20 protein-coding genes and 1 other annotated feature are annotated in these 20,802 nt (G+C 50.2%); of the genes, 6 read left to right on the plus strand and 14 right to left on the minus strand.

Annotated elements, in window-relative coordinates; genetic code table 11:
• Positions 1 to 11 precede the first annotated feature (11 nt).
• The 6 genes from ACI31J_RS07985 to ezrA all read right to left on the minus strand — a co-directional run bounded on the left by ACI31J_RS07985 (position 12) and on the right by ezrA (position 9,477).
• On the minus strand, positions 12 to 680 hold the full coding sequence (locus ACI31J_RS07985; protein WP_439773890.1) for a JAB domain-containing protein: 669 nt from the start codon (positions 678 to 680) through the stop codon (positions 12 to 14).
• 55 nt (positions 681 to 735) lie between these two features.
• Positions 736 to 2,049 carry a bifunctional folylpolyglutamate synthase/dihydrofolate synthase gene (locus ACI31J_RS07990; RefSeq protein WP_439773891.1) on the minus strand — a complete coding sequence of 438 codons (1,314 nt, stop codon included), beginning with the start codon at positions 2,047 to 2,049 and terminating at the stop codon, positions 736 to 738.
• Between the two features lie 72 nt (positions 2,050 to 2,121).
• Positions 2,122 to 4,779, minus strand: coding sequence for a valine--tRNA ligase (locus tag ACI31J_RS07995; protein WP_439773892.1), 2,658 nt, complete (start codon positions 4,777 to 4,779; stop codon positions 2,122 to 2,124).
• Between the two features lie 85 nt (positions 4,780 to 4,864).
• Positions 4,865 to 5,080, minus strand: a binding site (T-box leader).
• A 48-nt stretch (positions 5,081 to 5,128) separates the two neighbouring features.
• On the minus strand, positions 5,129 to 6,349 hold the full coding sequence (gene thiI / locus ACI31J_RS08000; protein ID WP_439773893.1) for a tRNA uracil 4-sulfurtransferase ThiI: 1,221 nt from the start codon (positions 6,347 to 6,349) through the stop codon (positions 5,129 to 5,131).
• Positions 6,350 to 6,384: 35 nt separating this feature from the next.
• Entirely contained in the window at positions 6,385 to 7,533 is a 1,149-nt protein-coding gene (locus ACI31J_RS08005; RefSeq protein WP_439773894.1) for a cysteine desulfurase family protein, read from the minus strand.
• Between the two features lie 243 nt (positions 7,534 to 7,776).
• Complete coding sequence (ezrA, locus tag ACI31J_RS08010; protein ID WP_439773895.1) at positions 7,777 to 9,477, minus strand: septation ring formation regulator EzrA; 1,701 nt, start codon at positions 9,475 to 9,477, stop codon at positions 7,777 to 7,779.
• A gap of 317 nt (positions 9,478 to 9,794) precedes the next feature.
• On the opposite strand from ezrA, the gene rpsD reads away from it, so the two are divergent.
• The gene (rpsD, locus tag ACI31J_RS08015) at positions 9,795 to 10,400 is read left to right on the plus strand and encodes a 30S ribosomal protein S4 (RefSeq protein ID WP_439773896.1); all 606 of its coding nucleotides are present in this window, start codon (positions 9,795 to 9,797) and stop codon (positions 10,398 to 10,400) included.
• 50 nt (positions 10,401 to 10,450) lie between these two features.
• Here the strand turns inward: rpsD and yaaA are convergent, their stop codons facing one another.
• Positions 10,451 to 11,194, minus strand: coding sequence for a peroxide stress protein YaaA (gene yaaA, locus ACI31J_RS08020; protein WP_439773897.1), 744 nt, complete (start codon positions 11,192 to 11,194; stop codon positions 10,451 to 10,453).
• Between the two features lie 242 nt (positions 11,195 to 11,436).
• On the opposite strand from yaaA, the gene ACI31J_RS08025 reads away from it, so the two are divergent.
• The 5 genes from ACI31J_RS08025 to ACI31J_RS08045 all read left to right on the plus strand — a co-directional run bounded on the left by ACI31J_RS08025 (position 11,437) and on the right by ACI31J_RS08045 (position 15,225).
• Positions 11,437 to 12,177 carry a fructose permease gene (locus ACI31J_RS08025; protein ID WP_439773898.1) on the plus strand — a complete coding sequence of 247 codons (741 nt, stop codon included), beginning with the start codon at positions 11,437 to 11,439 and terminating at the stop codon, positions 12,175 to 12,177.
• 113 nt (positions 12,178 to 12,290) lie between these two features.
• Complete coding sequence (locus ACI31J_RS08030; protein WP_439773899.1) at positions 12,291 to 12,779, plus strand: YueI family protein; 489 nt, start codon at positions 12,291 to 12,293, stop codon at positions 12,777 to 12,779.
• The gene (locus ACI31J_RS08035) at positions 12,779 to 14,083 is read left to right on the plus strand and encodes a replication-associated recombination protein A (protein WP_439773900.1); all 1,305 of its coding nucleotides are present in this window, start codon (positions 12,779 to 12,781) and stop codon (positions 14,081 to 14,083) included. The genes ACI31J_RS08030 and ACI31J_RS08035 overlap by 1 nt, the downstream gene beginning before the upstream one ends.
• A 290-nt stretch (positions 14,084 to 14,373) precedes the next feature.
• Positions 14,374 to 14,667, plus strand: coding sequence for a hypothetical protein (locus ACI31J_RS08040; RefSeq protein ID WP_439773901.1), 294 nt, complete (start codon positions 14,374 to 14,376; stop codon positions 14,665 to 14,667).
• Positions 14,668 to 14,733: 66 nt separating this feature from the next.
• Positions 14,734 to 15,225, plus strand: coding sequence for a universal stress protein (locus ACI31J_RS08045; RefSeq protein ID WP_439773902.1), 492 nt, complete (start codon positions 14,734 to 14,736; stop codon positions 15,223 to 15,225).
• 112 nt (positions 15,226 to 15,337) lie between these two features.
• Here the strand turns inward: ACI31J_RS08045 and ACI31J_RS08050 are convergent, their stop codons facing one another.
• From ACI31J_RS08050 to ACI31J_RS08080, 7 genes are all read right to left on the minus strand, one after another.
• On the minus strand, positions 15,338 to 16,180 hold the full coding sequence (locus ACI31J_RS08050) for a helix-turn-helix domain-containing protein (RefSeq protein WP_439773903.1): 843 nt from the start codon (positions 16,178 to 16,180) through the stop codon (positions 15,338 to 15,340).
• A gap of 248 nt (positions 16,181 to 16,428) precedes the next feature.
• Positions 16,429 to 17,559 (minus strand): D-alanine--D-alanine ligase family protein, encoded by a 1,131-nt coding sequence (locus tag ACI31J_RS08055; RefSeq protein WP_439773904.1) that lies wholly within the window; start codon positions 17,557 to 17,559, stop codon positions 16,429 to 16,431.
• A 206-nt stretch (positions 17,560 to 17,765) separates the two neighbouring features.
• Positions 17,766 to 18,065 carry a glycine cleavage system protein H gene (locus ACI31J_RS08060; RefSeq protein ID WP_439773905.1) on the minus strand — a complete coding sequence of 100 codons (300 nt, stop codon included), beginning with the start codon at positions 18,063 to 18,065 and terminating at the stop codon, positions 17,766 to 17,768.
• A gap of 14 nt (positions 18,066 to 18,079) precedes the next feature.
• Positions 18,080 to 19,273, minus strand: a complete 1,194-nt coding sequence (locus ACI31J_RS08065) for an FtsW/RodA/SpoVE family cell cycle protein (protein WP_439773906.1) — start codon at positions 19,271 to 19,273, stop codon at positions 18,080 to 18,082.
• A gap of 46 nt (positions 19,274 to 19,319) precedes the next feature.
• Positions 19,320 to 19,544: a DUF2969 domain-containing protein gene (locus ACI31J_RS08070; RefSeq protein WP_439773907.1), complete on the minus strand. Its 225-nt coding sequence runs from the start codon at positions 19,542 to 19,544 to the stop codon at positions 19,320 to 19,322.
• A gap of 15 nt (positions 19,545 to 19,559) precedes the next feature.
• A complete protein-coding gene (gene yidD / locus ACI31J_RS08075; protein WP_439773908.1) occupies positions 19,560 to 19,796 on the minus strand; it encodes a membrane protein insertion efficiency factor YidD in 237 nt (78 codons plus the stop codon).
• Positions 19,797 to 19,799: 3 nt separating this feature from the next.
• On the minus strand, positions 19,800 to 20,792 hold the full coding sequence (locus ACI31J_RS08080; protein ID WP_439773909.1) for a rod shape-determining protein: 993 nt from the start codon (positions 20,790 to 20,792) through the stop codon (positions 19,800 to 19,802).
• Positions 20,793 to 20,802: the final 10 nt, after the last annotated feature.

A 20,802-nucleotide genomic window follows, 5' to 3' on the forward strand; every position in this document is an offset into this window, starting at 1 on the left:
TAAAGCTTTCTTTAACTTTGCGCCTGCATTTCCTCTTCTCGCCAACTGTAATAGCGATTATTGCCCACGATCATGAAGTCCAGTACCTGAATGCCCAGGATCTTGCCGCCCTGTTCCAAGCGTTTCGCAAAGGACAAGTCCTGTTTGGAAGGCTTGATGTTGCCGGATGGGTGGTTATGGATCATGACCAGGCCGCTTGCCGAGTAGCGCAGGGCATATTTAAAAATCTGGTCGGGATACAGGACACATTCACTCCGCCCGCCGATAAACATCGTCTTAAGCTTGATGATGTTGTTTTGGGTATCGGTAAAGGCCACGCAGACGCTCTCCTGTTCATTGCCAGCAAAGTGGGCAATCATCGCCGCGCCTAGTTCCATGCTGGAATAGGCCTCTCCCTTGATGTCCGGGTAAACCTTGACCAAGGCCCGGCCCAAATCGATTGCGGCAAAGAAATTATTGATCCGCTGGTCGCTAATGCACAGTTTGCGCCGGGCATTTCGTGAGATCTGCTTAAGGTCGATCGGGTCCGGGTAGTATAGCTCCATGTAGTCGTAAGCACTCATCCCATGAATCTCGACGCCGCTAAGGCAGCACCGAATCGCCTTCTCGTACACGTCCAAAGCTTGCATTGCCGTCATTTCTTGCCCTTCAACCTCAAGTTGTTCATCTTGTTCATCCATTTTAATCGCTCCTTTGTATTTATCCGGTCACTAGATAAATACGCAAGATTTTCGATCAGTCATCAAATAAATAGCGAACTTCTGAAATAAAGTATAAGGACCCGGTTACGATCATAACGTCCTCGCTGCTGAGCTGGCTGGCAACTTGCTGGAAACCCGCCTGCCAGCTATCTGCCACCTGAATTGGGTAGCGACTGGACAGCTGGTCGGCAACTTGTGCCAGGTCAGCACTCGGCCGCTTGGGACCCGGCCCCGCGAAATGAGTGACCGTCAGGTGGACGTTGCCCAGACTAGCTAATTCACCGAGCATCAAGTCGTACTGCTTATCGGCTAGAATGGCGACCAGGATGTATACGTCCCGGTCAGCAAAGTCATCTCGAATCGACTTGACCAGGGCCTGCATCCCCGGCAGGTTATGGGCACCATCGAGGAGCACGAGGGGCTCGCTGTTGACGATCTCCATCCGCCCCGGCCAGTGGCTTTCTTTGAGACCCCGCCGAAGTGCCGCGGAGTCAACTGGCAAGCCCTGCTTTTGTAAGAACAGCTGAGCTGCAGTCAATGCAATTGCCGCGTTTTCTACCTGGTAGTCTCCCGCCAGGCCGAGTTGAAAACAGCCACGATGAATGGCCACCCCATCGTATTGGACCTGGGCAAGCAAGCCATGGGCATTGGCCTTCTGCGCTGTGAAGTCCCGCCCCAGTTCATACAAGGGCGCTGACTTCGCAGCTGCGGTCTGTTCAATCACCTGCTGGGCAGCGTCCGGCAACTGGCCGATCACCACCGGGACCCCCTGCTTGATGATTCCGGCCTTCTGGGTGGCAATTGCCCCTAGGGTATTTCCCAGGTACTTCATGTGGTCCCAACCGACTGTGGTGATGACACTGACGTCGGGGATGATCACGTTGGTCGAATCATAGAGGCCGCCGATCCCGACCTCTAATAAGACGACGTCCGGCTTTTTTTCGGCCATGTAGCAAAACATCAACGCAGTGTCGATCTCAAATTCGGTTGGCCCGCCAGTCGGCAACTCCCGGTCGAGCTTGGCCACCACCGGCTCCAAACGCTGGGTCAGCCGCACGAGGTCTGAATCGCTGATCTGCTGGGCATTGTACTCAATCCGCTCATTGAAGCGAGTGATGAAGGGCGAGGTAAAGCTGCCCACCGTCAGGCCGCTATCGAGCAGCATTGACCGCAGCATTGCTACCGTCGATCCCTTCCCGTTGGTCCCGGTCACATGGATGTAGTGTTGGCCCCGCTCCGGGTTGCCCAGCTCAGCGAGAAAGCGCCGCATCCGTTTGAGAGTTGGAATCTTCTTGAATTTGGTCCGGCCATGGATAAAAGCCAGAGCGTCTGCGTAAGTTTTTATCATTAGTACTCTCCCCACAAAACAAAAAAAGATGGTTGTGATACTGAAATAGTACCACAATCACCTTTTACTTGGTTAGGCTTCTTCAAGTGAAGCAAGCCGTTCCTTGGCAGCGTCCAGCTTTTGCTGCCATTCGACTGCCTTTTGCTTTTCAGCTTCAACGACCTTTTCCGGTGCGTTGTTAACGAACTTCTCGTTGCCGAGCTTCTTTTGGGAACGTTGAACTTCCTTTTCGAGCTTAGCAATTTCCTTCTTCATCTTGGCCCGTTCTTCGTCTAAGTCAACCAGTTCAGCCATTGGGATGTAAACTTCAGCCCCAGCCAGGATTCCAGACATCGCCAGTTTAGGAGCCTGGACATCTGTACTGATGGTCAGTTCCGCCGGATGGCAGAAGCGGTCGATGTAGTCGCGGTTGGCATTGAGCATGTCGCCGAGGTGCTGGTTATCAACCTTAACCAGGATGTCAACCGGCTTGGACATTGGGGCGTTGGCTTCGCTCCGGATGTTACGAACGGCCTTGATCATCTCAATCAGGTTGCTCATTTGTTCAGTAGCTGCCGGGTCATCCAAGTCGGCGTTGGCCACTGGGTACTTGGCAACCATGATGGACTTGCCGTCGTGCGGCATTGCCAGCCAAAGCTTTTCCGTAACGAATGGCATGATTGGGTGCATCAGCTTCAGGGTCTGATCTAAGACGTAGCCCAAGATGTTCTTGGTGTTGGCCTTTTCTTCATCGGTCCCGTTGTTGAGCTTCTCCTTGGTCATTTCGATGTACCAGTCACAGAAGTCATTCCAGATGAAACTGTACAATGCCCGGCCCGCTTCACCAAACTCAAACTTGTCAAACTGTTCGTTGACCTGCTTGATGGTGGCGTTCAACCGGCTCAGAATCCAACGATCAGCCAGGTCCCACTTGAACTTGTCAGGCAGGACCGGTGCCGGCATGTCGCCGAGGTTCATGATGACGTACCGGCTAGCGTTCCAGATCTTGTTAATGAAGTTCCAGGCGGCATCCATCTTAGTGTAGGAGAACCGGATGTCCTGACCCGGAGTCGAGCCGTTGATCAGGAACCAGCGCAGGGCGTCAACCCCGTACTTCTTGATGACGTCCATCGGGTCAATCCCGTTACCGAGGGACTTGCTCATCTTCCGGCCTTGTTCGTCACGGATCAAGCCGTGCAGAAGAACGTTCTTGAATGGGGCCTTGCCGGTGAATTCCAGGGATTGGAAGATCATCCGGGATACCCAGAAGAAGATGATGTCGTAACCAGTAACCAGGGTGCTGGTTGGGAAGTAGCGCTTGTAATCCGGTGAATCGGTATCTGGCCAACCCATGGTTGAGAATGGCCACAAGCCACTACTGAACCAGGTATCCAACACGTCAGTATCCTGCGTCCAGTTTTCGGCATCCTTTGGCGCTTCCATGCCAACGTATACCTCACCGGTCTTCTTGTGGTACCAGGCCGGAATCCGGTGACCCCACCAGAGCTGCCGCGAGATGACCCAGTCGTGAACGTTTTCCATCCACTGGGTGAAGGTATGTTCAAACCGTCCCGGAATGAAGTTGACCTTATCATCCGTCTTCTGGTTATCAAGGGCCAGCTTAGCAAGCGGCTTCATCTTGACAAACCACTGGGTGGATAGGCGGGCTTCAACTTGAACCCCAGTCCGCTCAGAGTGACCAACGGAGTGCACGATTGGAACCACCTTGAGCATGTAGCCCTGGTCGGTCAAATCCTTGACCATAGCTTTCCGGGCCTCAAAACGGTCCATCCCTTGGTACTTGCCGGCATTCTCGTTCATGGAAGCGTCTTCGTTCATCGTGTTCAATTCTGGCAGGTTGTGACGCTTACCAACTTTGAAGTCGTTCGGGTCATGGGCCGGGGTAATCTTAACCATCCCAGTTCCGAAGTCCGGCGTTACGTAGTCATCAGCGATGATTTCGATTTCCCGGTCAACTAATGGGACCCGGACGTGTTTACCAACCAGTTCCTTGTAACGGTCGTCATTCGGGTTAACGGCAACGGCCTCATCACCGAACATGGTTTCCGGACGCGTCGTGGCAATCTCGATGTAGTCCTTGCCGTTGAAGGTCGTCCCATCGGTGAATGGGTACTTGACGTGGTAGAAGGCTCCCTTGTCGTCCTTGTGGATAACCTCAATATCAGACAGGGCCGTCCGTGCTTGCGGATCCCAGTTGATGATGTAGGTTCCCCGGTAAATCAGGCCCTTGTTGTACAGGTCCACAAAGACCTTTCGCACGGCCTTGTTCAGCCCCTCATCCAGGGTGAAGCGTTCCCGGTCGTAATCAACGGAGATCCCGAGCTTAGCCCACTGTTTGTGGATGATGTCGGCATATTCGTCCTTCCAGTCCCAAACTTGTTGAACGAACTTTTCCCGACCGAGATCATAGCGAGAAATTCCCTGCTTGCGCAACCGGGCTTCAACCTTCGCCTGGGTAGCAATTCCGGCGTGGTCCATCCCCGGCAGCCACAAGACATCGTAACCCTGCATCCGCTTTTGACGGATCAGCATATCCTGCAGAGTCGTGTCCCAGGCGTGGCCCAGGTGCAACTTCCCAGTAACATTCGGCGGCGGAATAACAATTGAATATGGGTGGGCCTTCTTATCGCCACTTGGCTTGAAGAGGCCCTGGTCAATCCACCATTGGTAACGACCAGCTTCAACGGCTGTCGGATCATACTTTGTTGACATTTCCTTATCGGCTGCCATCGTATAATCGCTCCTTTCAAAATTCTAAAGTTAAGTTTGCACATATAAAAACGGTGACCAAATAAAAAAATCGCCCTATCAAAACAGATAGGACGATTGAATTCGCGGTACCACCTACGTTGAGCAGCCCTGAGACTGCCCCACTCGTTCATTTAATAACGGTAAATGAACCGGGCCTGCCTACTGAATTTCAGCAAACCAGCTCCCGAGCTACATTCGCGAAGCTGATCCGGGTCTTTCCAGCAGCAACCCTCTCTGGTGAATCATGGTACCTCGTTACTATTTCGGTCATCGCTTAATATTTTATGCTTGTATCATAGCTAAATTATCGCTGAGCGTCAAGCACAGATTACAGCAACTCGGCAAAAACGTCCTCGTTTTGGTTGAGGAAGTCCTCACCAGGATGGATTTCGGTAATCTCAATTCCATCCAGCGAACGCTTCATCAAGCCTTCGATGTCCAAGCGCTGTTCGTACTTGCGGGCCCGGTCCACGTTTGGCCGGGTTTTCGGCGACGGCGGTGTGAAGACCGTACAACAGTCCTCATACGGCAGAATGGAAAGATCGTAAGTACCGATCTCCTCGGCAATCTTGATAATCTCAGTCTTGTCATAGGAGAGAACTGGCCGCAGAACTGGATAGGTCGTCACGTCGTTGATGGCCAGCATACTCTCCATCGTCTGTGAGGCTACTTGACCCAAAGACTCTCCGTTGAAGATTGCCAGTCCGTGGCGCTTGACCATCAAGGCAGCCGCCAGGCGAAGCATCATTCGCCGCTGAACCGTCATCAGGTACCCCTCAGGAACCTTCTCCTTAACGGTCTCCTGGATCTCAGCAAACGGCACTTGGATAAAGCGGATGCTCCCGCTGTACTTGGCCAGCCGTTCAGTCAGCTGTTTAGCCTTGGCCAATGCCTGGGGACTCGTGTACGGCGGACTGTAGAAGTGGACCATTTCCAGGGAAACGCCTCGCTTCATTGCCAGGTAAGCCGCCACTGGCGAGTCAATCCCGCCAGACATCATCATCATTCCTTTACCAGCGGTCCCAACTGGCAGCCCGCCGGCTCCCTTAATCGTTTCGCTTGACAGGAAGATTCCGTTGAGCCGGATCTCAACCCGCAGTGTCAGGTCTGGATGGTGGACATCAACCTTGAGCTTATCAGGGAACTTATCCAGCAGGTAGCCCCCCAACTTGTTGTTCATCGCAAAGGTGTCCAGTTCAAAATGGTGGTCGGCACGCCGGGTCTCGATCTTAAAGGTGATCGGGTGGTCAACCTGCTCTTCAATCATCTGGGTCGCCGCCTTGGCAGCCGCGTCAAAGGTCTTCTCCACCCGAATGGATGGTGAGAAGTTTTGAATTCCAAAAACCAGCTTCAACCGGTCCATCACTTGATCGTAGTCTGCACCGTTAAGTTCAACGTGCAGGCGGTCTTGCTGGGCATGAACCTTAACCTGATCAAAGCTATGCAGGGCGTGGCGAACATTGGCGCCCAAGCGGTCGATAAAGGACTTCTTATTGTGCCCCTTGGTAGACAATTCACCATAGCGCACCATAATTTCGGTGTATTGCACGCGCAATTCCTCCTTTCAATCTTTGTTAACTATTACTAATCAATAATTTTTTGAAACCCAGCGTAGAGCTTATCGAAGACCCGGTTGAATTCATCTGCTTCTTCCAGCGTGTTTTGATCGCCCAGGCTGATCCGGACCGCACTGGTAGCAACTTCTTCTGGAATCTTCATTGCAGCCAAAGTACCGGCCTCAGAGTGCTTCTTTGAGGAGCAGGCGCTGGTCGTGGAGATGTAGATTCCCTGGTCCTCAAAGGCGTGGACAATGGTCTCGCCCCGCACACCCGGAATGGCGAAACAAAGAACGTGGCAAGCAAAGCCCTTGTCCCGGCCAGAGATCAGTTCAACATGGTCAAACTGGCTGAGGTGGTCGTAGATCCGTTCCTTGATGGCCTGTTCACGCTTGACAGCTGCCGGTTCGTCTTCCTTAATCATGCGGATGGCACGGGCCATGGCAGCATCACCAGGGGTGTTCTCGGTCCCGCTCCGCAACGTCCGTTCTTGCCCACCACCGGCAACCAGTGGGGCCAGCTTCCGGCCACTCTTTACATAAACAAAGCCGGTTCCTCGGGGAGCGTGGAACTTGTGTCCAGAGAAGGTGGCAAAGTCAACCCGGTCGCTGAATACCAGATCGTCAACCCCCTTATCGATTGCCTGAACCGCATCCACCATGTAGTGGATGTTCGGGTAATCCTTTAAGATCTCCCCAACTTCCTTGATCGGCTGAATAGTACCGATCTCGTTATTGATGGCCATGATGGAGACCAGGATGGTGTCGGGACGAATGGCGGCCTTGACATCGGCCGGGTCAATCCGACCCTCCTTGTCAACTGGCAGGTAGGTGATATCAAAGCCCAGCTCTCGAAGCTGTTCCAATGGGTTGCGCACCGCCGCATGCTCAACACTGGTGGTGATGATGTGCTTGCCGAAACGGTGCTTAGCCATCGCCGTTCCCTTAATCACCCAATTGTCCCCTTCGGAACCGCCACTGGTGAAGATAATTTCACTGGGCTTAACACCCAGCAGCTTGGCAATCTGCTGACGTGACTGCTCCAGCAGGTTCCAGGCATTTTCGCCAAAGTTGTGAAGACTGCTCGGGTTACCCCAGATCTTTTGGCTAACCGTATCGTAGGTTTGCAGAACTTCCGGTGCAATCTTGGTTGTTGCACTGTTATCAAAGTAGATCATTAACTCTGTTCCCTTCCTTATAAAATAATCATTGACGAGCAAGCAGGCAGATGAGCCAGCCACCCGACGAGATATTGGCGAGCATGCCATTGAATAGTTCGACTCTATCTTAAAACGACTTTATATTATAACAGAAAATTGCCTGACGAGCATTGAAAAAAGCACGGTAACTAAGCAATTCACTCAGCTCCGTGCTTTCCTAACTGTAATCGCGGGAAAACGTGCTTTTCCCCAGCTTATCATTTATTGTTCATTTATCTCCTGGTAGTAGCTGTCCTCGATCCGCTTGTAGCTTCCCGGTTCAGCCTCTTCCAGCGCCGTCGCAATAGCCTCTAGACTGCCGGCATAGTTGTATTGGTTGAACAGCTTCCGGGACTTATTGGCTGCTGCCGCTACTTTGTCGTTGCCGGCAAAACGGTTGGCGTACTGTTGAAGACGTTCGGTCAATTCCGCACTGTCGCGCAAGTCATTAGTCTTATCCTGCAACTTCTCCAGGTCCGCTTCGACCATGATCAGCTGCTTGGTCACGTTCTCCATGTTGATCTTATACTCATTCAACTCATTGGCCAGTTTCTTGATCTCGTCGTTGACTCCGAAAAAGTAGTCCATGTACTCCTGCGAAACCCCAGGCAAGTTGAGTTGTTCAACCTGCCGCCGGATCGTCCGCATTTGCACGGAATATTGCTGCAGCATCTTGCGGGCCCGCTGTTCGTCTGTTTGGAGCTTGGCCACCGCATCATTAATCTTCTTTTGCTCTTCTTCGATGTCCGTCAGCCGGTCCCGGTTGGCCTTCTCCCGGTCAACAATCTGGCTGAAGACCGCCTGGTTATTCCGGATCGCCTGGTGGTCCTCGTTATACTGCTTGACGATCGCCTTAATCTGTTCATTCAACTGCCGGGCTTTTTCAAACTCGTTGTTATTCAGTGTATAACTAAGACTCAACCGGTCTAGCTCGGCGACCAATTCATTGTTCTGCTGCTGAGCGTGCTGGGTGAAGCGCCCCATCATCTCAACTAAGTGCCGCGCTTCTGCCCGGGCGTCGATTTCCTTTTGCATCACCGCATAAAGATGGTCGATCTGAGCAGCCAGGTCACTGTTGGCTTGTTCAACCACATCCAGCTGCAGGTCATTAAGCTGCTCCAAAGTCGCCTTAACCTTGGCCTGCAGACGTTCAATCTGCTGGTCAAGGTCATCCTCGATGAAATGGTAATGCTCCCTTTGAAGTGTTTGGTAGCCGCTGGCAAGCTCGGTCAGCTGGTCTGGAAACTCGGTTACTAACGGCTTGTACAGTTCCGGCACCCGCTTGATCGTTGCGGCCACTTCCCGATTTTTTTGTTGCAAGTCGTTAAGTACTTCCTGGGCGGCATCCTGATCACCCGCCCTGGTCAAATCAACAAAGTGATCATACTGCTTCTCCAAGCTGTCCAGCTTTTCGTTCAGTTTCTTAACGCTGTCACCATATTCAAAGTTCTTTTCATTTAATTGTTGATGGAACTTTTGATAGTTCTTCTTGATCTGGTTAATTGCCTGCTGGTGGGACTTGCTCTGCTGCTCGATATGCTGCAGGGCGGCTTCAACCTCTTTGCGGTCCGTTGCCACCTTTGCCAAGTCGGCGCGGAGATCGTTGACCTGGGAGCCGATCGTCAGGAGCTTAGTTGTCCGAGCTGCTTGCTGGAGGTTCTGGCCGGTCGCTTGAATTGCCTTGAGTTGGGGAAGCACTTTGTTAGTGTACCGCGCTTGCAATTGGTCAAATTCCTGCTTAGCATCACCGGTTAACTGGAGCTGGGCAGTTTCCTTTAATTGCTTTTCAATCTGGTTATTCATTAATTTCTGACAAGCCGTCATCAGTCCCTGCACCTGTCTGAGGACACGGTGCTGGTACCACACAGCCCCACCCAGGATAATCAAAACCACGATCAAAATTACAATTAAGATTTGAAACATTAAACTCTCCACCTACAAATAAATTTGCCCTAATATAAGCTAAATACTAGTAAAATTATACCATAGGATCGCCGGGGTTGAATTATTAAAAATCGCCAATTGCTAACAAATCAATTGACGATCGTCGGTTAATCATTGTATACTAGTTTTTGTGTAAAATAATGCAGCAGTGAGGGGCAAGCTCGTCAACAGACTGATGCCGAATGGTGTTTTTAGTAACCCAGCTGCAAGGGTGAAAGATTCAAATCAGCCTGCACGAATGCCAAGCTCACATCGGATTATTTTACTCCAACTAAATATATTGGAGGAATTTATTTATGTCTCGTTACACTGGTCCAAGTTGGCGTGTATCTCGTCGTCTTGGTGTTTCACTTTCAGGTACTGGTAAGGAATTAGCACGTCGTCCATACGCTCCTGGTGACCACGGTCGTGATCGTCACGGTAAGCTTTCTGAATATGGTACGCAACTTCGTGAAAAGCAAAAGCTGCGTTTCATGTACGGAATGACTGAACGTCAATTCTCCAACCTGTTCGTTCGTGCCGGCAAGATCAAGGAAGGTACCCACGGTGCTAACTTCATGGCCCTGCTGGAACGTCGTCTGGACAACATGGTTTACCGTTTAGGTTTGGCTACTACTCGTCGTCAAGCTCGTCAATTGGTTAACCACGGTCACATCACTGTTGATGGCAAGCGCGTTGACATCCCTTCATACGAAGTTAATGTTAACCAAGTCATCGGTGTTCGTGAAAAGTCCAAGAACCTGGACATCATCAAGAACGCGGTTGACGCCGTTGTTTCTCGTCCATCTTACGTTGACTTCGACGCTGACAAGCTCGAAGGTAAGTTAAACCGGATCCCTGCCCGTGAAGACATGGATGCCGACATCGATGAAGCCCTCATCGTTGAATTCTACAACAAGTAAGATTGACTTACTTATACCAAAAAAGCAGTTCCCTTGCGGAGCTGCTTTTTTTATTTTCTGATAAATACCAGTCGGTCTGCACTCGAATATTCTGGTGAATAGCGGTAGTTAATATCAAAGGCCTGCACCCCACTCAAGTCCACAATGTTGTTCTCAGCCAGGTAACGAACCATGTTGCCCCGGGCCATCTTAGCTAAGGTTGCCTTCTGTTTTACCCGTCCACCAATCAGTTCGCCAAAGACGCAGGTCACCAAGCGCCGCTCCCCTACCAGATAAGGGGTCACTGCCCGGGCATACTCCTGGGAGGCCAAGTTGAGGACCAGCTGGTCGTCCCGATACAACTCCGCCGCCAACCGGTCACCCCAGAAGTCGTAGAGACTAGCGCTCCCTGCCACCTTGGCCCGATCTCCCATTCCCAAGCGGTAAGGCACAATTCCATCAAATGGACGAAGAAGGCCATAGAAGCCGGAAAGAATTCGCAGATGGTGTTCAATGTACTCCAACCCCTGATCAGTGAAAACATCCGGAGCCATATACTGATACTGGAGCCCACGGAAAGCGAGAATTGCCGGAGTCAACCGGTGGGTTAGGTTCACCTCCTGAATACGACGATAGTTCAACGTCGCAATCTTAGTGCTGCAGTTCCACCATAACCGGTGCAACTCATCATAGGTCAGGCCCCGCATCCAGTCCAGGATCAAGCGTGTCTGGGACAAAAATTGCGGCAGGTTTTGATACGGTAGCGAGTCGGTATCGACTTGCATAGTCCGTGCCGGTGAGACAATGATTTTCATCGGAATTCCTCCTTTTCACCTAAGATCTTATCATGTCTGGAAAATTTATTAAAAATTTTTATTCGTGTATTAGCTCACTTGTATGTCAACCGGTTGGCATATTCTTTAATAAATAATTTTATAATAACGTATGTGTTACATTAGTGCTTATTGACATCCGACTCCTAACGTTGTAAATTACCATTCGTAATGTGAGTGAAAGAATTCACGAATTGAGAGAGATTAGAGAAGGAGTGTTTTTTATGGATGAAGAAATTCCAGTCCAAGGCCAAGTCGCCAAGCGAACCATTTCGCTCACGGCCAGCTGGGCATTCTTTGCATTTTCAATTGTCATTAACTCAATGGGAAACGTGCTTACCCTGGTAACCAGTTCCCATATTCACCCCCAATTCCTGGGGTCCGCTTACTGGACCGCGGCAGAAAACAACTTGGGGATCGCAATTCTCGGTAACCGACCAACAACTTTGTTCTGGGCCTTCATGATCCTGGGAATGTTAACCTCAGTCCTAAACGCCATCTTGATGCACAAGTGGGACTGGCGGCGGATCGGTGGTAACTTCATCTTCATGTTACCATTCTCCCTATTCATCCAGTGGTTCTCTAACATCTTTAACCGGATCATGCCTGACGCCACGACCCTGCCAATGATCATCCTTTACGTATTGATCAACTTCTTAGGAGTGGCCTTCATCGGGACCGCGATTTCAATCTATCAGCGGGCCAACCTGGTTCTGCACCCAGCTGATGATCTCTTCCAGATCATTCGCTTCCGGTACTGCCACGGGAACGCTACTATTGCGATGTGGGCTTCCTACATTCCACCGACAATCATGGCCATCATTGCGGCCATCATCCAGGGCGGAATTTATAACTTCGGTTTAGGGACCCTGTTTGCCTTAGCATTTCAGGGTGCCATCACCGGATGGGCTGACCTCCACATTTTCCCACACCTTAAGCACCAAGCACTAGATGTTGGTAACTAAATCCTATATATAGCTAAAGCAACTCGCCAGCGCGGGTTGCTTTTTTCGTATACCAGGCGAGAAATTGTTATAATGAAGCCACCAATAAATAATCGGAAAGGATGGTTCAATTAATGGCAACAAATAACCAAAAGTCCGGGACCGAGCAGCGAATCGAAAACGCAATCTACGGAACCCCCAAGATCAAGCCTGACGAGCAACGCAAGTACCTGGGAACCTTTCGGGAACGCGTCTGCCTTACCATCAGCGTCCAGGAACTGCACGAGCAAAATTGGCAAGAGGCCGTGGTTGCTGAGCTCAAACGGGGAATCGGCAACCTGGTCTTTCTAAACGGCAACCTCCCCCACGAGGAAATTCACCCCTACCTGCTCGCCACCAATCAGCATGGAGGCATCTTCACCATGAAGACCGACCCGGAATTCCGGACCAACCCGGAAGCACTGGCCGTGGTGGTCGCTGCCAAGAAGGGAGTCTACCAGTCACCGGTCGACGTTGAAAAACGCTACCCGCAGTTTAAGATTACTTCAAAGACCGTCAAACCAGCCGTTAGTGAGCAGCACGGCTTCTTTTACCGGCTTTTCCATCAAAAGGGGGAACAATAATGCAACAGCCCCTCGCCTATCGCATGCGGCCCCGCACTCTTGATGAGGTCGTCGGTCAACAACATCTGGTTGGCCCGGGTAAGATCATCAACCGGATGGTCAAGGCCAAGATGCTCTCCTCTATGATCCTCTACGGTCCGCCGGGTACCGGTAAGACCAGTATTGCCAGTGCCATCGCTGGTTCAACCAAGTACGCTTTTCGTAAATTAAACGCCGCTACCGATTCCAAGAAGGGCCTGCAGATTGTAGCTGAAGAGGCCAAGATGAGCGGTACAGTGATCCTCCTTCTCGATGAGATCCATCGTCTGGACAAGAGCAAGCAGGACTTCCTCCTTCCCCACTTGGAGAGCGGCCGGATTGTCCTAATCGGCGCTACCACTGAAAATCCCTATATCAGCATCAACCCCGCCATCCGGAGCCGGACACAGATCTTTCCCGTCCACCCGCTGACCAGTGCGGATATCAAGGTCGCAATTGAGCGGGCCCTCAAGGATTCTGACCGCGGGCTCGGCCAGCTGCCGATCGAACTCGACCCAGCAGCCGAAGAACAATTGGCCACCGCCACCAACGGGGATCTGCGCAGCGCCCTCAATGGCCTGGAGTTGGCGGCCAAGTCAACTGACCCGGGAGATGACGGCACGATCCACCTGACCCTGCCGATCATCGAGGAAAGCGTTCAAAAAAAGGCCCTGGGCGCCGACAAGGACGGGGACGCCCATTACGATGTCATCTCAGCTTTCCAAAAATCTATCCGTGGCTCTGACACCGACGCGGCCCTTCACTACCTCGCCCGCCTGATTGAGGCCGGTGACTTGCCAAGCATCGCCCGGCGTCTGATGGTGATTGCCTACGAGGATATCGGTCTGGCTAACATGCCGGCCGCCCAACGCGCGGTAACCGCTGTTCAAGCCGCCGAACGGATTGGTTTCCCCGAAGCCCGGATTCCCTTGGCTGACGCAGTGATTGAGCTCTGCCTCTCGCCAAAGTCCAACTCCGGGATTGCCGCTATTGACGCGGCGATTGCCCAAGTCAAGCAGGGTGGCTTCGGCGACATCCCCGACCACTTAAAGGATGCCCATTACAAGGGAGCGGCCAAGCTGGGGCACGGTACCGACTACGACTTCCCCCATGACCACCCCCAAGACTGGGTCGCTCAGCAGTACCTCCCTGACCGGATCAAGGATGCCCAATACTTCCATCCAAAACAAAATGGCCACTTTGAACAGGCCTTAAATCGACAATACTGGCAACTCCGGCGGGCCCAGCATCAAGAGCTGCATGGGCACCATCATCCGGTGAAATAATTGCCTAATTGGTTAAAAGATGCTAACATATTAATTGAAGATTCTGTAGTGTACGCGTTGTCTAAACGCAGGTTTGCCTTACAGTCTTTTTACTTTGGGACTAGTGCAGTGTCCTTTTTACAACATGCCTTTTCACTTGGTAGTTGGCGATTGGGCGGCCGTGTCCCACCTGTCTTAAACGCAGGTCAACACTGAATGACAATTAACGGCACCAACGGAGTTTTCCAGACGGCGCGGTGATGATTTTTATTGTCACCGCGCTATTTTTAATTCAAAGGAAATGAACATCGATGCTATTATCAATTTTTGTAACTCTCTTCGCATTAATTGCCCTCTTTGAAGGGGTCTACTTTCTCACCCACCTGAGCAAGCCCTTTTTGATCTTTGACCCGGCTAAGAGCCCCTTCGTCCACCGGCAACTCCAGATCTGGGGAGTCGTGATGACCATCCTTGGCATCATTACCTTGATTTCCGCCTGGACCAACAGCATTGCCTTCATCGTTACCATGGTCGTGTTGGGTTGTATTCTAGAGACTCAGATGGCCTTCTCAGTCACCAGCGAATTTCGTGCAAAGAATCGCTAACATGGCTTTACGCCTATTCTGCGAAAAGTGTATAATAAGGTAAAAGATTATGAGGAGGCACTAAATATGGCACAAGAATATAAACACATTTTAGTTCCAGTTGATGGATCCGCAGAAGCCGAATTAGCCTTTAAGAAGGCCGTTGCTGTTACCAAGCGGAACGGTGAAGATGCTGAATTGCGTCTGCTCCACGTTGTCGATACGCGGGCATTCCAAAACATCTCCAGCTTCGACACTTCAATGGTTGAACAGGTTACTGATACTGCCAAGAAGACTCTTGACAAGTACGTTGACTACGCCAAGAAGAACGGTGTCCAGAAAGTCAGCTATTCCATCGAATACGGAGCGCCAAAGACGATTATCGCCCGGGACGTTCCAAAGGAAATGAACGCTGACCTGATCATGATTGGGGCCACCGGTTTAAACGCAGTTGAGCGGATTTTAATCGGTTCCGTTACCGAATACGTTACCCGGATGGCAGTCTGCGATGTCTTGGTTGTCCGGACCGACCTTGACAACAAGCCGATTGAAAACGTAAAGAACAAGAAAAACAAGTAATTATCATCTAAAAAAGCTTCGTATCCGTTACGAAGCTTTTTTATTAATGAAAGCGAAAAGGATCATGTCTATCCAAATTTGGCTGGACATGATCCTTTTTATAATTGCTTTGTTATTGTAATTTTGCCAGTTCGGTCTCGATGTCTTTTTCCATCAGAGTCCCGTGACGGGCAATGCTAAGGCTCTTCGAAATTTCAAGCGCCTGCTTGGCGTCTGCCGGCTGGTCCTTAGCAATGTAGCAACGACCAAGACACAGATATAATTCATCCAGCATGAAAAGCGAGTCATGCTCCCGGCACATCTTGATTCCCCGATTGACCATCTCAATGGCACTGTCCGGATCACCAAGTTCCAGGTATAGACTGGCAATCTGATCATTGATCGATGCCCACTGGTGCAGACTCCCGATCAACTTCTTGTTGTCAATCAGCTTGACTGACCGATTAGTAAGGCGGATCGCCCGCTCACGATCATTTCGCTTCAGGTAGGCCATCGCCATTCCGGCTGTCGTCATAGCTAAATAAATATTGGCGCTGGTTGTCGCAAATTGAGTCAAGACTAATTCAAAATTAAAGATGGCGTCGTCAATCTGATCATTTTCGACCTGGACCATTCCCAGCAGGTAGTAGTAACGCTGCTTATCAAAGTCACTATCCAGTTGCTTAACCTTGACGGAATTAAGCAACTGTTCTGCCTGATCATATTCATGCGCCGTCAGCAGGTCAATTACCTGGTTAAAGGTATCATTAACCCCACTAACTTCGTTTTCAACGATCCGATCTGACGAAATATTTAACCGCTCACAAATTGCAGTCAAGATGTCCATCTTGGGTAGTCGATTCTGCTTTTCCATCAAGCTAATCGTCGCTTGAGTACAGATGCCCTCGGCTAATGCGGTTTGCGACAAGCCCCTCTTGCGGCGAATTTGTTTTAAAACGTCTCCACGGAGTTTCATTGGTTATCATCCTCAAATAAATTATCTCTCTTAGGTTACTCAAAACAACAAAATACTATTTTAACTTCCATTCGTATTATAACACGAGTTATAAAACCCATGCTAATAATTCGCCTTTTATTGTTTATTTTGCCTGTATTATTATTAACCCATTACCGGATTTATTTTGCTTTAAAAATAAAAATGGGCAATAACACTAATTATCTTAGCATTACCGCCTATTTTTAACAATATTTTTCAAAAAAATTTTAATTAAATTTCTTCTTGCCGACCCGTTCTGTACCAAGCTCCTTAAAGTCATAAGTAATCTGGCTATTGCGCTTGAACTCTTCCAAGCCTAGCTCAATCAAACGATCAATTAATTCGGAGTAACTGATCCCTGATACCTCCCACATCTGCGGATAGAGGCTGATGTTGGTAAAGCCAGGCAGGGTGTTTGGTTCACCCAGGTATGGTACGTTGTTCTCGTCCACCAGGAAGTCAATCCGGGCCATTCCCTTCATCCCGAGCGCCTTGTATGCTTTCAACGCCATGTCGGTGATCTCATCAGTCAGGTACTGCGGCAGCTTGACTGGCAGTTCAAAGACCACCCCACTAGCATCCACAAACTTGTTCTCGTAGTCGTAGAACGGATCACCTTCTGGGACCCGGATTGCACCGAGCTTGGAGGCAATCGGGTGTTCATTGCCGAGAATCGAGATCTCAACTTCTTGCGGGTTAGCAACCCCCTGCTCAGCTAAGACCTTGAAGTCATACTTGAAAGCGTCATCTAAGGCCGCCTCGTATTCATCGGCGTTAGTAACCCGGTGAATACCGACTGAAGACCCCTGCTTGGCTGGCTTGATGAAGACCAGGTCGCCAAGTTTTTCTTCAATCTTGCCCCATGAGTAATCAGCTCGGTTTTCCGGCGTCAATAGGACGTACGGCGTATTTCTGATGCCCGCCTCAGTTAAGATCTTCTTCGTCAGGTCCTTGTCAAAGGCCATTGCGCTCGCCGCAATGTTGGAGCCCACGTATGGCTTGTTTAACAGCTTGAACAGGCCCTGAATGGTACCGTCTTCCCCGAGATTACCGTGGATAACTGGGTAGAAGAAATCGATCGTCTTCAGCTCGTTTAGGGCCATAATTGGGGCCAGTGGCTGGGTCAGGTCCATCTTAGAATAAGCGTCTTTTACGACCGCGTCTTCTGGCTCGCCATCAAAGATGCGTTGGGAATACTCGTTATTCAGCAAAATCCCGTCCTTGGTAAACATGAACAGGCTCACATCGTACTTGTCCTTATTTAAGGCGTCATAGATATTGTGGGCCGAACGCTTAGAAACATCGTGTTCAGAGGAGTTTCCACCGAAAAGCAACGCAATCTGTAACTTCTTAGACATTTGAAATACCACCTTACATATAAAATTTATTTAAACCGCTTTTCCTAGAATCTTAAGTATAACATAGTTAACTGATGACGCCAATGGGGGACTGCAAGAAAGCAGCTGGGAAAGCGCTAATAACTAATGCGGGGTTGGCAAAAAAGGCCATTTTACCAGTTCCAAAATAAAAAGCAACTACCAAATGGCAGTTGCTTTTATCTTCATTACTTAACTTCGACGATCCAGTTTTCTGCCTCGTCATCAGAACTCAAACCGGCTGGGTCATCGACAACTTTGTCATTGACCGCCACAATGGTTCCTGCTACCGGACTATCCAGGTCGGTAACTGCCTTTTCGGCTTCGACAGAAACAAACTTACCGCCATCTTCAAGGACCGTCCCCTTAGCAGGAACATCGATGAAGTTGATTTTGCCCAGGTCATCACGGCCCTGATCATTCAGACCCACCTGAGTGTTGCCATTGTCGAGCTTCTTAGTCCAAAAGTAGTTGTTTTTTGCAGCCATATCTAAATACCCCACTATCTAAACTCTTTTTTGTTACTAAACATGTAAGAATGATGGTGGTAACGCATCGACATTACCATCCCGATCCCGATCAGGTTACCAATTAAAGAAGAACCCCCGGCGCTAATGAACGGAAGCGGGATCCCTGTCAGCGGCAGCAATCCGATATTCATTCCAATGTTTTCAAAAACGTGGAAAAGGATCATCATAATGACCCCGGTTGAGATGTAGGCATAAAATTCATTCTTAGTATCAAATGTAACACGAATCATCAAATAAATTAAGAGTAAATAGATCAAAATGAGGAGGACCCCACCGATAAAGCCGAAATTCTCACCAATTACGGAGAAAATCATATCCGATTCCCGCACTGGGACATAGACCTTCGAATTGTTGAAGCCGGTCCCGGCAATTCCGCCTGAACCGACCGCCTTGATACTCTGCCACAGCTGGTAGCCCTGGTTGGTCGTATCCTGTTCTGGGTGCAGCCAGGTATCAACCCGATCGAATTGGTAGGCCTGAAAGCCAACATGCTCCAAAATCTGCCGACCGACCGATGAAGTAACCATTGCCAGGGCTGAACCACCAACAACGGCCACTGCGGTCGCTGCGGGAACGATGATCCGCCAGGTAACCCCAGAGACCAAGATCATCCCACAGAAAATGGCAAAGAACACCAGCGAGGTCCCGAAGTCATTTTGGAAGTGCAATGAAATCAGAATCGGCAGCAACCAGAGAAACATCGTCCCGATCAAGCGCCAGTCAGACTGCATGGTATGAACACTATACCGGTTGTTATGGGTGGTAATCACCCGCCCCATCATCAGAATGTAGGCCGGTTTCATAATTTCCGAAGGCTGGAAGGTAAACGGCCCGATGGCAAACCAGCTTTTTGCCCCGGTACTGGCGTAGTACGACCGGCTATAGAAGACCAGGATGGCAAACATCAGGAAGAGACTCAGCCAGTAGACGATTGGCGCAATCTTCCATAACTGCTCCGAGTCAAACTGCATAATCACCACGATCAGGATCGTCCCGATCGCATACCAAACCAGTTGGGTGATTACCTGCCGGGCCACACTAGTCTGTTGACGGTCATGAACGGCCGCCACGTAAATTGATGCTAACCCGATCAGGGCCAGCAGGAGGACACAGAAGATGATCCCCCAGTCAATCCGACTTTCTTCATCACTTTGCGAACGTTGCATTACCTAACTCCTTTACTCAGTTATTTTCAAAGAGAACGGTACCGCGTTAGTGCTGGTGCAGGTGGTACTGCTGGAGAACCATCTCCAGGCCTTCCTCTTGCGAACGAACGAAGAATTCGCTTTGGTCCGCCGTCAGCAGGGCCTTGAAGCGATCATTATCCGTCACCACTTCACCAATCAGCCGTTCACCAATAAAGATCTGCTGAACCGGTTGGTTTTGCCGTTCAATATCCTTAACACTTACTTCAATCTTTTTGTCTTTTTTAGCCACAATTTCACCTTTTACTTAGTATTTGCGTCGAAACGTAAAATGATCAGGTACCGGGTCATATCCCCCACGCACAAACGGCTGGCAACGCAGGATCCTGGCAATCCCCAGCAGGCCCCCCTTTAGCCCGAAGCGTTCTAAGGCTTCGAGCATATACTGCGAACAGCTAGGGTAGTAGCGGCAAACCCGAATTTGCCGCCGTGCTGAAATTGTTCGTTGATACCACCGCACCATCTTGCACAATACCTTAACCATCAATTATTTTTTCTTATCCGTCTTTTGCATCCGTTCCAGCATCTCGCCGGCACCCTTGGCAACATTGTCCAATGGGCTTTGAGATACCACTACCGGCACCTTCAGACGGTCACTGAACATCTTATCGAGTCCCTTCAAGAGCGCCGTCCCACCGGTCAGCATAATCCCCCGGTCAATAATATCACTAGCCAACTCTGGCGGCACAGTCTCTAAGACGTTGATCGTAGCCGTCAGGATTTGTTCCAAAGTATCGTGGATGGCTTCTTCGATCTCATTTTCATTGACGGTGATCTGCTTTGGCATTCCAGTAGCCACGTCCCGGCCACGAACGTCCATCTCAGCCGGCTTTTCCACCTTGAGAGCCGTCCCGATCTTCATCTTAATGTTCTCCGCGGTGTGTTCACCGATGACCAGGCCATGCTTATCCTTGATGTAGGCGGCAATATCGTTGTTGAGCTTATCACCAGCCATCCGGATGGACCGGCTAGAAACAATGTCGCCAAGGGAGAGGATGGCGATATCACTAGTACCACCACCCATGTCGATGACCATGCTTCCCCGCGGCTTGAAGATGTCGAGGCCAGCACCGATGGCTGCAACTTTCGGCTCATATTCCAGGTAAACCTTGCCACCGCCAGACTGTTCGGCAGCCTGGATGATTGCCTTACGTTCAATCTCAGTGATGTTGGTTGGTGCACAAATCATGATGTTTGGCTTGGACATGAAGCCCTTGACGCTCAACTTACCGATGAAGTAGGCCAGCATCTCTTCCGTAACATCGAAGTCCGAGATCACACCGTTTTTCAATGGCCGGATTGCCCGGATATTGCTTGGCGTCCGTCCCACCATTCGGTAAGCCTCGGACCCGACCGCCAGAATCTTGTTGGTTTGAGTGTCGATTGCAACAACGGAAGGTTCATTCAAGACAATTCCCTTGCCTTGAACATAGATCAGTACGTTGGCTGTTCCTAAATCAATACCAATATCTTGTGCCATTATTTACTGC

Source organism: Limosilactobacillus sp. (assembly GCF_051873075.1).
GTDB lineage: Bacteria > Bacillota > Bacilli > Lactobacillales > Lactobacillaceae > Limosilactobacillus.